This is a genomic window from Pedobacter sp. MR22-3, from assembly GCF_026240075.1.
Taxonomy (GTDB): Bacteria; Bacteroidota; Bacteroidia; order Sphingobacteriales; family Sphingobacteriaceae; genus Pedobacter.
This window is the reverse complement of record NZ_JAPIVF010000004.1, coordinates 672,426-684,549: the sequence shown is the minus strand read 5'-3', so window position 1 is coordinate 684,549 and position 12,124 is coordinate 672,426. Positions and strand designations below refer to the sequence as shown.

Annotated in this window: 11 protein-coding genes; 9 read left to right on the top strand and 2 right to left on the bottom strand. The window is 39.9% G+C overall.

All coding sequences use genetic code 11. From position 1 onward, the window contains the following. Nucleotides 1–15 precede the first annotated feature (15 nt). On the bottom strand, nucleotides 16–396 hold the full coding sequence (locus tag OQ267_RS12785; protein WP_265836206.1) for a hypothetical protein: 381 nt from the start codon (nucleotides 394–396) through the stop codon (nucleotides 16–18). Between the two features lie 99 nt (nucleotides 397–495). On the opposite strand from OQ267_RS12785, the gene OQ267_RS12780 reads away from it, so the two are divergent. Beyond that, complete coding sequence (locus OQ267_RS12780; protein WP_265836205.1) at nucleotides 496–978, top strand: GNAT family N-acetyltransferase; 483 nt, start codon at nucleotides 496–498, stop codon at nucleotides 976–978. 44 nt (nucleotides 979–1,022) lie between these two features. Here OQ267_RS12780 and OQ267_RS12775 read toward each other — a convergent pair whose 3' ends face one another. Further along, complete coding sequence (locus OQ267_RS12775) at nucleotides 1,023–1,877, bottom strand: DUF5694 domain-containing protein (RefSeq protein ID WP_265836204.1); 855 nt, start codon at nucleotides 1,875–1,877, stop codon at nucleotides 1,023–1,025. Nucleotides 1,878–2,077: 200 nt separating this feature from the next. Between OQ267_RS12775 and OQ267_RS12770 the strand changes: the two genes are divergently transcribed. The 8 genes from OQ267_RS12770 to OQ267_RS12735 all read left to right on the top strand — a co-directional run bounded on the left by OQ267_RS12770 (nucleotide 2,078) and on the right by OQ267_RS12735 (nucleotide 12,110). Further along, nucleotides 2,078–3,085 (top strand): sensor histidine kinase, encoded by a 1,008-nt coding sequence (locus tag OQ267_RS12770; RefSeq protein WP_265836203.1) that lies wholly within the window; start codon nucleotides 2,078–2,080, stop codon nucleotides 3,083–3,085. A gap of 43 nt (nucleotides 3,086–3,128) precedes the next feature. Further along, the gene (locus tag OQ267_RS12765) at nucleotides 3,129–3,845 is read left to right on the top strand and encodes a LytR/AlgR family response regulator transcription factor (RefSeq protein ID WP_265818786.1); all 717 of its coding nucleotides are present in this window, start codon (nucleotides 3,129–3,131) and stop codon (nucleotides 3,843–3,845) included. A 93-nt stretch (nucleotides 3,846–3,938) separates the two neighbouring features. Further along, nucleotides 3,939–4,406, top strand: a complete 468-nt coding sequence (locus OQ267_RS12760; RefSeq protein ID WP_265836202.1) for a nucleoside triphosphate pyrophosphohydrolase family protein — start codon at nucleotides 3,939–3,941, stop codon at nucleotides 4,404–4,406. 467 nt (nucleotides 4,407–4,873) lie between these two features. Further along, nucleotides 4,874–5,968 carry an L-rhamnose/proton symporter RhaT gene (rhaT, locus tag OQ267_RS12755; protein ID WP_265836201.1) on the top strand — a complete coding sequence of 365 codons (1,095 nt, stop codon included), beginning with the start codon at nucleotides 4,874–4,876 and terminating at the stop codon, nucleotides 5,966–5,968. Nucleotides 5,969–5,992: 24 nt separating this feature from the next. Further along, on the top strand, nucleotides 5,993–8,113 hold the full coding sequence (locus OQ267_RS12750; protein ID WP_265836200.1) for a bifunctional aldolase/short-chain dehydrogenase: 2,121 nt from the start codon (nucleotides 5,993–5,995) through the stop codon (nucleotides 8,111–8,113). A 227-nt stretch (nucleotides 8,114–8,340) separates the two neighbouring features. After that, entirely contained in the window at nucleotides 8,341–9,621 is a 1,281-nt protein-coding gene (locus OQ267_RS12745) for a sugar isomerase (protein ID WP_265836199.1), read from the top strand. 17 nt (nucleotides 9,622–9,638) lie between these two features. Continuing rightward, nucleotides 9,639–11,018 carry an FGGY-family carbohydrate kinase gene (locus tag OQ267_RS12740; protein WP_265836198.1) on the top strand — a complete coding sequence of 460 codons (1,380 nt, stop codon included), beginning with the start codon at nucleotides 9,639–9,641 and terminating at the stop codon, nucleotides 11,016–11,018. Between the two features lie 60 nt (nucleotides 11,019–11,078). Continuing rightward, entirely contained in the window at nucleotides 11,079–12,110 is a 1,032-nt protein-coding gene (locus tag OQ267_RS12735) for a GntR family transcriptional regulator (protein WP_088300371.1), read from the top strand. Nucleotides 12,111–12,124 lie beyond the last annotated feature (14 nt).

Here is a 12,124-nt window from a genome sequence, read left to right as displayed (position 1 = left end):
AATTAGCATAGTGTGCTATGGTGTTACGGTTTCAATTCCATTATGTTCATGGTCTGAATCCTTATTGTCATCTTCACCAGCGTTTGCTGCATCATTTGTTTCCTCTTCTTCAGGCGTGTTTTCTTCCGGAGATGACGCTTCGTCTGTTCCAGATTGATCCGTAGCTGTAGCTGCTTTTTCGGCACCTTCTTCGCCTTCTGTTACTTTATTTCCTTCTCCCTTAGTTGGCTCGTCTGTCTGTTGGTCTTCTTTAATATCAACGGGAGTTTCAGATTTGCCAGGTGTAACTTCCGCCTGATGCGCAGATGGAACAACGGTTTCGATTTCTTTCTGAATCTCATCAGTCGGTTTTGGATGCGCGTTTTTGTTTTCGTTCGTTATTTTATCGTTTTCCATGGTATTATCTTTTCTTTAATAAAGGGATTCAACCCTGATTTTGTTTGAATTTTCTTCAATGCTACGGGTGCAATTTTTAACTTTGAAGAAAAATGCGGCATGGCCATCACTTACAGAGAAATAAACGAAGGGGATAATCAAGAACTCGCTGAATTAATCAGGACTGTGTTAAGAGAGTTTAAAGTCGATAAACCTGGAACCGTTTACACAGATCCCACTACTGATCATTTATCCGAAGTATTTAAAGCGGAACAATCTGCTTATTGGATTGCTGAGGAAGAAGGCAAAATTATCGGTGGTTGCGGAATCTATCCCACATCAGGCTTGCCGGAAGGTTGCGCAGAGCTTGTAAAGCTTTATACCTCAGCGGCTGCCAGAGGGAGGGGCATAGGCAAAATGCTGATGCAGAAAAGTATCTCCTCTGCACAGCAATTTGGTTATCATCAAATTTACCTGGAGTCATTCCCTGAATTATCTACCGCTGTTGGAATGTATGAAAAAGCAGGCTTTAAAAAACTTTCAGCACCTTTAGGTCAGTCAGGCCATTTTGCCTGCAACGTTTGGATGCTGCTCATTTTGTAATGAACAAAATATCCAAAGGGTAGGTCATACAGCAGAATCGTGCATCAAAGAATGTCTTTCAATTCTACAATTTTGAACCTGTTTTCCAGTGCAATAAACTGTTTAATTAAGGAGATGTGGCCAGCGCCCAGAAGAATGACAATCCTTTTATCAGCAGGCTGTGTGATCTTTTGAACCAAAGCATACATGTAAAGGTTACGGCGATACCATTCTGATACCGAATAGGCACCTGCAAAATTTTCTCTGCTTCCTGCACGGTTGATGCTTTGCAAGTAGAAACCGGCATTTTGATTTCTGGAGGCTTCCGTATTTAAATCCAGGATGAGATCGGTAAGGCCCATGGTTTTTCTTTTATGATTGGTTGCGGCACCATTGGTTTGGATGACACTATCAATTTCATTTTTTAGTTGCGTTTGTTTTGCGCTTTGAATGGCATTCATCACCGTATCAAAAGGCATATCTATGTTGTAATCAATGCCGTATATGGTTTTTAGGTTTGCTTTTTTTCCTGCACGAAAGGCTAGCTGAAAGGTTTCATCTTCCTTGAAGGATGCAAATTGTTTGGTGTGCTGGTATTTTGTATTGATATACTGGTTGTAGGTGCCTGCTTTGTACATCTGGTAAAGGGAATCTAATCCGGCTTGTTTGTTTTCAGGCCATTCTACAAAAATCTGGTCAGGATTAAAGGCTTTAATTTTTTCGGAGATGTTTTCCAGTTCCTGCTGGGGCTTAGCGGCTAAGACATCAAATCTTTCGGTTTTAATCGCGTCCAGATTTGGATTGGCGAAATGAAATGTTCCAATAAGCAATATTTCCTGCTTTTGGGCACTGGCTGTAAATTGAAAGAGGGATACACATAAAATGGTCAAAAGAATTGTGGTCGTAGTTTTCATCATCATTGTTATTTGTTTGATGTTCCAAAATTGCAGATGATGCGGTGGGTTCTAAATTAAATGATCCCAAACCACCGGATTATTATCCCAAACCAGTAAAGCCGTTTAACAGGTGTTTGTCTGCCGAAAACGGGTGTTGGGATAAAATTTTTGAGGGTTGGAATAACAAGATTGATCTATTGAAAAGCTTTATCTAGCTTTATGGCATGAAGCAATTTAAAGTAATCGCTATCCATGTGTTTTGTTGGGTATTAATCCTGACTTATCAATATCTGGGATATTTTGTCGAATCGGTGAGTTTTCCCCTCATTGCATTTGGTATTTCCTTATCTTTTATCCGGATAGCAGAGTTTTATATTTGTTATTCCTGGCTTTATCCCCATTATTTAAAACGGGGTAAAATTCCCCAGCTGGTGTTAGGCATCCTATTTACACTGATATTTTTTATTAGCCTGCGTTATCTGATTGAAGAAGTGATTTACCTGAAGGTATTTGGTTTTCATAATTATAATGATCAGACAACCACCTTTAGTTACATACTTGACAATATTTACTATGGAATTTCATATATTATTATACCTGCAGCAGTATACGGTGTGCAGCAAAATTTTAAAAATGAGCTGGCCAACAGGAAGTTAAAGGACGAGGTAGTAAAGTCTGAACTGGCTTTTCTAAAATCACAGATCAATCCTCACTTCTTGTATAATACCCTGAATTATATTTATGCACTGGCCATTCCGGTTTCTGATCAGCTGGCAAATGCTGTTTTGAAACTATCTGATTTAATGCGATATACCCTGAATGAAAGTCCAGATGGTAAAGTGTCGCTTTCAAAGGAGGTAGCCTATCTGGAGAGTTATATTGCCCTTTTTAAGATGCGCTTCGAACCCAACTTTTATGTGGATTTTAATACCGAAGGCATTACCACTCAAAAAATTGCAGCCTTGGTACTAATCCCCTTTGTAGAGAATGCCTTTAAGCATGGAGTGGTGAATGATGAAAAACACCCGGTGAGGATAAAACTTAAAGTAAACGGAAAGCGCCTGAGTTTTGAAGTCAGCAATAAAATCAGCCATGCGCAAAAAGATCATTCCAGTGGTGTAGGTTTGGTTAATATTCACCGGCGACTGGATTTAATTTATCCTGACCAGCATGAACTCCTGGTTTCGAATAATGGTAATACCTATAAAACCACATTGGTGATCCATATGTAGTACCGGAGAATCTTTATATCTTTATCACTTTTAACTTCCAATTATGATCCGTTGTTTAGCTGTTGATGATGAAGCCTACGCATCAGACATCATTGCTGCCTTTATCAATAAAACGCCATTTCTGGAATTGGTGGGTACAACTACTAATCCCTTTGAAGCTTTAAACCAGGTGCAGGCAGGAATGGTAGACCTGGTTTTTCTGGATATTCAGATGCCCGAGCTTACCGGCATTCAATTTCTGAAAATATTAGGGGGCAAATGTAAAGTGATTTTAACTACAGCCTATCCTGAATATGCGCTTGAAGGCTTTGATCTGGATGTGGTTGATTATTTGTTAAAACCGATTCCATATGAACGATTTTACCAGGCTGCTGTTAAAGCACAGCAGATGATTCATCCGGCGCAGCAGGAAATTGTTATGCCCCTATCAACAGCCATCCCTGACTTCATTTTTATCAAGGGTGATACAAAAAATAAATTCATTAAGGTTAACTATACTGATATTCTCTACATTGAGGGATTGAAAAATTATGTATCTGTTTACACCTCTGCTCAAAGGATTGTAACTTACCAGGCCTTAAGAGAACTGGAAAATGATTTACCGAAGCCACCTTTTTACCGTATACATAAATCGTACATCATTTCGCTGGATAAAATTAAAATGGTTGACGGAAATACCGTTTATATCAATGATCAGTTGTTGCCAGTAGGTGATACTTACAAGGAAGATTTTTTCAGAATAATCAGGGAACGCCATTGAGGATATTGCCCCTTTCGTGTCAATGTTTAAATTATGTTTAGATAAGTACAGGTGTTTTTTTACTTTTGCTGGCGTAAGTTAAACCAAACCACCATGCAGGAAACAAATTCACTTAATCAGGTTGCAGAATTTCATCACACATTTAAACATCCCATTTTAGATTCGCCTGTTATTCCATCAAAACAAAGGGCAAACTTAAGAATTGCACTTCTGGCTGAAGAATTAAAGGAATTGCAGGAAGCAGTTGAAAAGGATGATCTGATTGAAGTAGCTGATGCGCTGTGTGATTTGCAATATGTGTTGGCTGGTGCAATACACGAATTTGGTTTGGGGCGCAAATTTAAAACACTTTTTGATGAGGTGCACCGCTCTAACATGAGTAAGGCCTGCAAAACAGTAGAAGAAGCAGAATTAACCATCAAACATTATTTCGACAAAGATCAGACAGCAGCATATTATAAGGAAGTGGATGGATTGTTTCTGGTTTTCAGAAAGGCAGATGATAAGACATTAAAGTCAGTAAATTATTCTTCGGCTGATTTAAAATCCCACCTGCTTTAATTTTTTTAATAAAGTGATTTGATAGCTGCAGATTTGCCGGCTTTTTTTATTCACTTCATGATTTTATCGTCTTCTAACTCGAGTGATCGTCTTTGCGAGATGGCTTTTTTCAGCCGACGAAGCAGTCTATTGAGCGGATTAGATTGCTTCATTATTTCTCCTCGCCAGGACGATTTATCTATTATTTAGCCCTTCCTTGTGAATATTTTATTTCCCGCAGATTCCGGGGATCCCGCAGATTTAAGGAGAGTTATATGTGATTGGCTTTTCCTGGCAGAGCATTAAGGGGTGTACCTTCCTTTCGACTATCTATTAATAAGATCTACGGTAATCCCTGTAATCTGCGGGAGAACTTTACAAAAATTAAATCACTTCGGTAGTAAATGAAATTTATCGGCATAACAGTGCATGACAGTTAAATATGCCTTAATTTCTATTTTGGACCAACCAAATATCCAATATAGCGCATGCAGGCAATTTTAGGCGTAATTTTTCATTTCTTCGGTGGTTTCGCATCAGGAAGTTTTTATATCCCATTTAAAAAAGTTAAAGGTTGGGCCTGGGAAAGCTACTGGATTGTTGGTGGAATTTTTTCCTGGCTTATTGTACCACCATTGGCCGCTTATTTAACCATCCCGAATTTCAGTGATATTATTGCTACTACCAATGGTCATATTTTAATCCTCACTTATTTTTTCGGTGTACTTTGGGGGATTGGTGGCTTAACCTATGGACTGGGTGTTCGTTATCTGGGGGTATCACTGGGCAGTAGCATTATTCTGGGACTATCAATGGTGATCGGGTCCGTTTTACCTTCAATTTATTTCGACATTTTTCCACAGGAAGGAAAAGATACTTTCACCATGTTTATGCAAACCGATTGGGGCCGAATGGTCATGCTTGGGCTTTTTGTTTGTGTCATTGGCATCATCATCTGTGGTAAGGCAGGGGTAATGAAAGAAAGAGAAATCAATTCAGATATTACTGATCCACATGGACTGGAAGTTAAAACAGAATTCAAATTTGGCCTGGGCTTATTTGTAGGGATCGTTTCAGGAGTGTTAAGTGCATGTTTTAATTTTGGCTTAGAGGCCGGAAAACCCATGGCCGATGCGGCCAACCAGATCTGGAAAGTTACCCACCCATCTGAAGCGGGTAACTTTCTATTCCAAAACAATGTCACTTATGTGGTAGTACTTTGGGGCGGATTAACCACTAATTTTATTTGGTGTATGATTTTGAATGCCCGCAATAAAACCTTTGGCGATTACACGAAAAAATCAACCCCCTTATTAAAGAACTACATTTTTTCTGCACTTGCCGGAACCACGTGGTTTCTACAGTTCTTTTTTTACGGAATGGGAGAAAGCAAAATGGGTAATGGCGCCAGTTCGTGGATTCTGCATATGGCCTTTATCATCCTGATTGCCAACGTGTGGGGTTTGATTTTGAAAGAATGGAAAGGTGTATCAAGAAAAACATTAACTACCATTATAGCGGGCATATTAACCATTATCATATCAGTACTGATTGTAGGTTATGGCAATTCAATTAAATCATAAATAGAAAAGTAATCATTAATATACATGTCTGTTAAAGAAACAAATTATAAGTACGTCAGCTACTTATGGGATGAAGAAGAGGCCACAAAACTGGCTGGAGATGAAGTTGCACTGCTCATTTATCGCTCTAATTTGTTAGGTGCTGATTTGCGCCTGACCAATTATGGTGGCGGTAATACCTCATGCAAGTTAATGGAAAAGGATCCGCTTACAGGTAATGAAACTGAAGTGATGTGGGTAAAGGGATCTGGTGGTGATTTAGGCACATTAAAGAAGAGTGGTTTAGCGGCACTTTATGTAGATCGCCTGCGCAGTTTAAAAAATATTTACCGCGGTGTAGCTTACGAAGATGAAATGGTGGAACTTTTTAACCACTGCATTTTTGATTTGAGTTCTAAAGCCCCATCCATTGATACGCCATTACATGGTTTTCTACCCTTTGCACATATTGATCACCTGCATCCGGATGCGGCTATTGCCATCGCTGCGGCTGCTGATGGCAAAAAGATTACGGAAGAGCTGTTCGGCGGAACCATTGGCTGGGTAGAATGGAAGAAACCGGGTTTCGAATTAGGTTTACAGTTAAAACAATGTTTGGATGAGAATCCGGGTATTCGAGGCATCATGCTGGGCGCTCACGGCTTATTTACCTGGGGTGATACCGCTTACGAAAGTTATCTGAATACTTTAGGTGTGATTGAAATCTGTTCCGATTACCTGGCGCAAAACTACGGTAGAAAAGGACCGGTTTTCGGCGGCCAAAAAATGGAAAGTGCAAATGAGGCCAGCCGTAAAAAGCAAGCAGCAACTTTAGCACCATTACTTCGGGGTTTATGTTCTTCAAAACAACACATGATCGGACATTTTACCGATGATGCCAGGGTATTGGAATTTACAAACTCCAATGATCTCGCTCGCCTGGCACCCATGGGAACCAGTTGTCCGGATCACTTTTTAAGAACCAAGATCAGTCCGCTGGTTTTAGATTTGGCGGCTGATGAAGACCTGTCTGACACCAAAGCGTTAAAAGAAAAACTGTTGCCTGCGTTTGAAGCATACAGGGCCATGTATACAGATTATTATGAAACTTGCAAACATCCTAATAGCCCAGCCATTCGCGATACCAATCCGGTGGTGATTTTATATCCGGGTGTAGGGATGTTTACTTTCTCAAAGGATAAACAAACGGCAAGAGTGGCGGCAGAATTTTACATCAATGCCATTAATGTGATGAAAGGTGCAGAAGCCATTTCATCCTATACATCTTTACCTCATCAGGAAGCTTTTAATATTGAATATTGGCTACTTGAGGAAGCAAAGTTGCAGCGTATGCCTAAGCCAAAGCCACTTACCGGTAAAATTGCTTTAATTACGGGCAGTGCCGGCGGTATTGGTAAAGCCATTGCAAAGAAATTCGTTGCAGAAGGCGGCGTGGTTATTTTAAATGATATGAATGCAGCACGTTTGGAAGAAGCCGGAGCTGAATTTGCCAAACAATTTGGTAAAGATGCTTACAGTACAACACTTTTAAATGTCACCAGTCAGGAGGATATTGATGGTGCTTTTCATGCTGCGGCGCTGGCTTTTGGCGGAATTGATATTGTTGTCAATAATGCAGGCTTATCCATTTCTAAAACCATTGGCGATCACTCGGAAAAAGATTGGGATTTGTTGTATGATGTTTTGGTAAAAGGCCAGTTCTTTATCACCCAGGCTGCAACAAAGATGATGCAAAAGCAAGATGTTGGTGGTGATATCATTAATATTGTAAGTAAGAATGCATTGGTAAGCGGACCAAATAATGCTGGTTATGGAAGTGCAAAGGCTGCTCAACTTCATTTAAGCCGATTAAATGCAGCTGAGTTGGGTGCAGATCATATCCGTGTTAACGTAGTTAATCCGGATGCAGTGATCAGCGACAGCAACATCTGGGCCGGTGGATGGGCTGAAGGCAGGGCAAAAGCATATGGTGTTACCGTTGCTGAATTGCCGGCTTATTATGCCAAACGCACCTTGTTAAACCAGATTATTTTACCTGATGATATCGCCAATGCATGTTTTGTTTTCGTTGGTGGATTATTGCAAAAGTCTACAGGTAACGTGCTAAATGTAGATGGTGGTGTGGCCATGGCCTTTGTCAGATAAATATAGTGAAGCATTTAATTTTATGATCGGTTCTATATCGGTCATAAAATTTTGAAATATAAATAAATGTAGTTTAGCAGGTTGTTTTCCTGGTCTGTGATGTCCACAGGCTGAAAATGACCTTAATGTGCGAAGATTATAGTTAAAATCATGCCCCTTTATAAACGAGGATGGTATGAAAGGCGATTAATCGCCATAATCATCAGCCTAAATAACCAAGTATAACCATGAATATCGAACAGAACCAGATCGAAAAACATAACGATTCCCTTTTTAGCTCACATCAGCGCAAGATTGACTTTTTAAAAGCAGACTGGTCGCATGTTGATTTGGAAAGTATCATCCGGAAGTTGGTAGATTTTCAGATTGCCATTCCAAGTTGGGCCTTAGGCACAGGTGGAACACGTTTCGGCCGTTTTGCCATTACGGGCGGTGAACCCAGAACCATTGAAGAGAAAATTGAAGATGTGGGTTTATTACACGGCCTGAATGGCGCCAGTGGTGCCATATCCTTACATATTCCCTGGGATATCCCTCAACACGCAGAAAGCTTAAAAAGCATGGCTTCCAGCTACGGACTAAAGTTCGATGCCATGAACTCCAATACTTTTCAGGATCAGGCAGGTGCTCCGCATAGTTATAAATTTGGCTCCCTTCAGCATGTAAATAAAGCCATTCGGAAGCAGGCCATCGAACACAATATCGAGGTAATTAAACATGGTATTGCCTTAGGATCTGATACTTTAACGGTTTGGTTGGCCGATGGATCGTGTTTCCCGGGTCAGTTGAATTTTCGCCAGGCCTTTGAAAATACCTTAGAAAGTTTGCAGGAAATTTATGCGGCATTGCCGGAAAACTGGAAAATGTTTGTAGAATATAAAGCTTTCGAGCCTAATTTCTATTCTACAACAGTTGGCGACTGGGGGCAATCTTTATTATATGCCAGTAAATTGGGTAAGAAAGCCTATACGCTGGTCGATTTAGGTCACCATTTGCCCAATGCCAATATCGAGCAGATTGTTGCTTTATTATTGATGGAAGGTAAGCTGGGCGGTTTCCATTTTAACGATTCCAAATATGGCGATGACGACTTAACTGCCGGAAGTATAAAGCCTTATCAATTGTTCTTAATTTTTAATGAACTGGTGGAAGGCATGGACGCAAAAGGCATGAACCATGCCAAGGATTTAGGCTGGATGATTGATGCATCGCACAATGTAAAAGACCCTCTAGAAGATTTACTGCAATCAGTAGAAGCGATTATGATTGCTTATGCGCAAGCTTTATTAGTAGATAGAAATGCTTTAAAGGCTGCTCAGGATAACAACGATGTGGTTAAAGCGCAGGAGATTTTGCAAAATACCTTTCGGAGTGATCTAAGGCCTCTGGTAGCCGAGGCAAGGTTAAGGGCTGGTGCAGCATTATCACCAATTGCTTTATACCGGGATTTAGATGTTAGAAGTCAATTGGTTAGCCACCGTGGAAATACGGTAGCTACAGGTTTATAATCGAAAGGGAAATAAAAATGCCTAAACCTGTTATCGCCATATTTGATGTTGGAAAAACGAATAAGAAACTGTTTTTAATTGATGAAAATTATAGCATTGTTTATGAAAGGTCGGCACGTTTTGTAGAAACTATGGATGAGGATGGCGAAATCTGCGAGAACCTCGAAAGCTTAACCTCTTCTGTATATGATTCGTTAAACCAGGTGATGCAGTTAAAAGAGTTCAATATTAAAGCCATCAATTTTTCTACTTATGGTGCCAGTTTCGTTTATCTTGATGAAAAAGGAACGCCCTTAACACCGCTTTACAATTATTTAAAGGCCTATCCCGAAGCGCTTAAGGCAGCATTTTATGCTCAATACGGAGGGGAAGAAAAAATTTCCCTCGAAACGGCATCTCCTGTTCTGGGTAGCTTAAATTCTGGTATGCAGCTCTACCGCCTGAAATGTGAAAGGCCTGAATTGTTTAATCGCATCAGGTATGCTTTACATTTACCGCAATACCTCAGTTATTTACTTACCGGAAAAGCCGTGGCAGATATTACCAGTATTGGTTGCCATACCCAGCTTTGGGATTTTAATAAGAATGAATACCACCATTGGGTTAAAGCAGAAGAGATAGATCAAAAATTTGGTGAATTTACAGCTGCAGATACCGCTGTAAAAAGCAGCTTTCAGGGTAAGGAAGTAAGTGTAGGTGTGGGCCTGCATGATAGCTCTGCAGCTTTAATTCCTTATCTGGCCAATTTTAACTCGCCTTTTGTACTTATTTCTACCGGAACCTGGTGCATCAGCCTTAATCCTTTTAATCAGGAGCCACTTCAGGCAGATGAATTAAAGAAAGATTGCCTGTGCTACATGCATTTTAAAGGTAAGGCCGTAAAGGCTTCCCGAATTTTTGCAGGTCATGAACATGAAGTGCAGCTTAAACGAATTGCCTTACATTTTGATCGCGCAGCCTATCTTTTTAAACATTTAAAGTTTAATCCTGCTTTGGTTTTAAAGCTGGTTAATAAAGTGCCCGGAAATCAGCAGGTACAAACCGAATTTTCATTAACCTCTGCTTTTCCGGAACGGGATTTAAACATCTTCCAAACGGCAGAAGAAGCGTATCATCAGTTAGTTATCGATTTAATTAAGCAGCAGGTTTACTCGCTTAAACTCATTCTGAATGATGGCATAAGGCGAGTTTTCGTCGATGGGGGCTTTGGAAAAAATGCCATCTATATGCACCTGCTGGCCAGTGCCGTACCCGATATTGAAGTTTATGCCTCTTCTGTAGCTCAGGCCACTGCCATTGGAACTGCACTCGCCATTAATGATGTATGGAATGAAAATCCCGCACCAGCGGATATGATTAACTTAAAGTATTATTCCGCCATTCAGCGAACCTTATAAAGCAAAACCCAATTTCATAGCAGATTTTTTTATATATTGGAAACCCTAGCAAAAAAGCATTTGAAGCCAGAAGATATCCTTAGTTATATTCAAATTGATGAATACTCCTCCACTCCAAAATATAAGCAGTTAACCAATGCGATTTTGAATGGAATTGATATGGGTAAGCTGCAAAAGGGAAGTTTGCTTCCTTCAATCAATGAGCTTAGTTTTAGTCTGGAAATGTCAAGAGATACTGCAGAAAAGGGCTATCGTAATCTCCGTAAACTCGGTGTGGTAGATTCTGTTCCTGGAAAAGGATATTTCATCATTAATACCGATTTTACCCGAAAACTAAAGGTTTGTTTGCTGTTTAATAAACTCAGTACCCACAAAAAAATTATTTACGATTCCTTTACCAAAGCCATTGGAGAACATGCGGCCATTGATTTTTACATCTACAACAATGATTATGTTTTCTTCAAGAAAATGATCATCAGTAAAAAAGATGATTATACGCACTTTGTCATTATTCCACATTTTTTAGAAGGAGGGGAAAATGCCCATGAAATCATCAACACCATTCCGAAAGAGAAACTGATTATTTTAGATAAGCTTTTGCCTGGCGTAACCGGAGAGTATGCTGCGGCCTATGAAAATTTTGCACAAGATATTTACGCGGCATTGGAGCAAGCCCTCAACCGGCTCTCCCATTATACTACATTGAAAATCATCTTCCCTAAAAACAGCTATTTCCCGCATGAAATTTTAAGTGGTTTTTATCGATTTTGTCAGCAGTATGCATTCACGCACAAGGTGATCCATAATATTAAAGAAGAGGAAATTCAACCCGGCGAGGTTTATATCAATTTAATGGAGGATGATTTAGTGACCTTAATTGAGCGGCTGATTGTTTTAAATCTCAAAATAGGAAAAGACGTAGGCGTAATTTCTTATAATGAAACACCCCTAAAAAAGCTTATTTTGGATGGAATTACCACCATATCGACAGATTTTAGCCGTTTGGGTACCCAGGCTGCTGAGTTTGTGCTGAACGGAAAAACAGAAAAGCTTGCCGTTCCATTTTATCTCAATCTGAGAAATTCGCTTTAATCATTAGTGCTGAT

Coding starts and splice junctions, on each gene's coding strand:
- OQ267_RS12785 (WP_265836206.1), bottom strand. CDS start 396: ATGGAAAACGATAAAATAACGAACGAAAACAAAAACGCGCATCCAAAA.
- OQ267_RS12780 (WP_265836205.1), top strand. CDS start 496: ATGGCCATCACTTACAGAGAAATAAACGAAGGGGATAATCAAGAACTC.
- OQ267_RS12775 (WP_265836204.1), bottom strand. CDS start 1,877: ATGATGATGAAAACTACGACCACAATTCTTTTGACCATTTTATGTGTA.
- OQ267_RS12770 (WP_265836203.1), top strand. CDS start 2,078: ATGAAGCAATTTAAAGTAATCGCTATCCATGTGTTTTGTTGGGTATTA.
- OQ267_RS12765 (WP_265818786.1), top strand. CDS start 3,129: ATGATCCGTTGTTTAGCTGTTGATGATGAAGCCTACGCATCAGACATC.
- OQ267_RS12760 (WP_265836202.1), top strand. CDS start 3,939: ATGCAGGAAACAAATTCACTTAATCAGGTTGCAGAATTTCATCACACA.
- rhaT (WP_265836201.1), top strand. CDS start 4,874: ATGCAGGCAATTTTAGGCGTAATTTTTCATTTCTTCGGTGGTTTCGCA.
- OQ267_RS12750 (WP_265836200.1), top strand. CDS start 5,993: ATGTCTGTTAAAGAAACAAATTATAAGTACGTCAGCTACTTATGGGAT.
- OQ267_RS12745 (WP_265836199.1), top strand. CDS start 8,341: ATGAATATCGAACAGAACCAGATCGAAAAACATAACGATTCCCTTTTT.
- OQ267_RS12740 (WP_265836198.1), top strand. CDS start 9,639: ATGCCTAAACCTGTTATCGCCATATTTGATGTTGGAAAAACGAATAAG.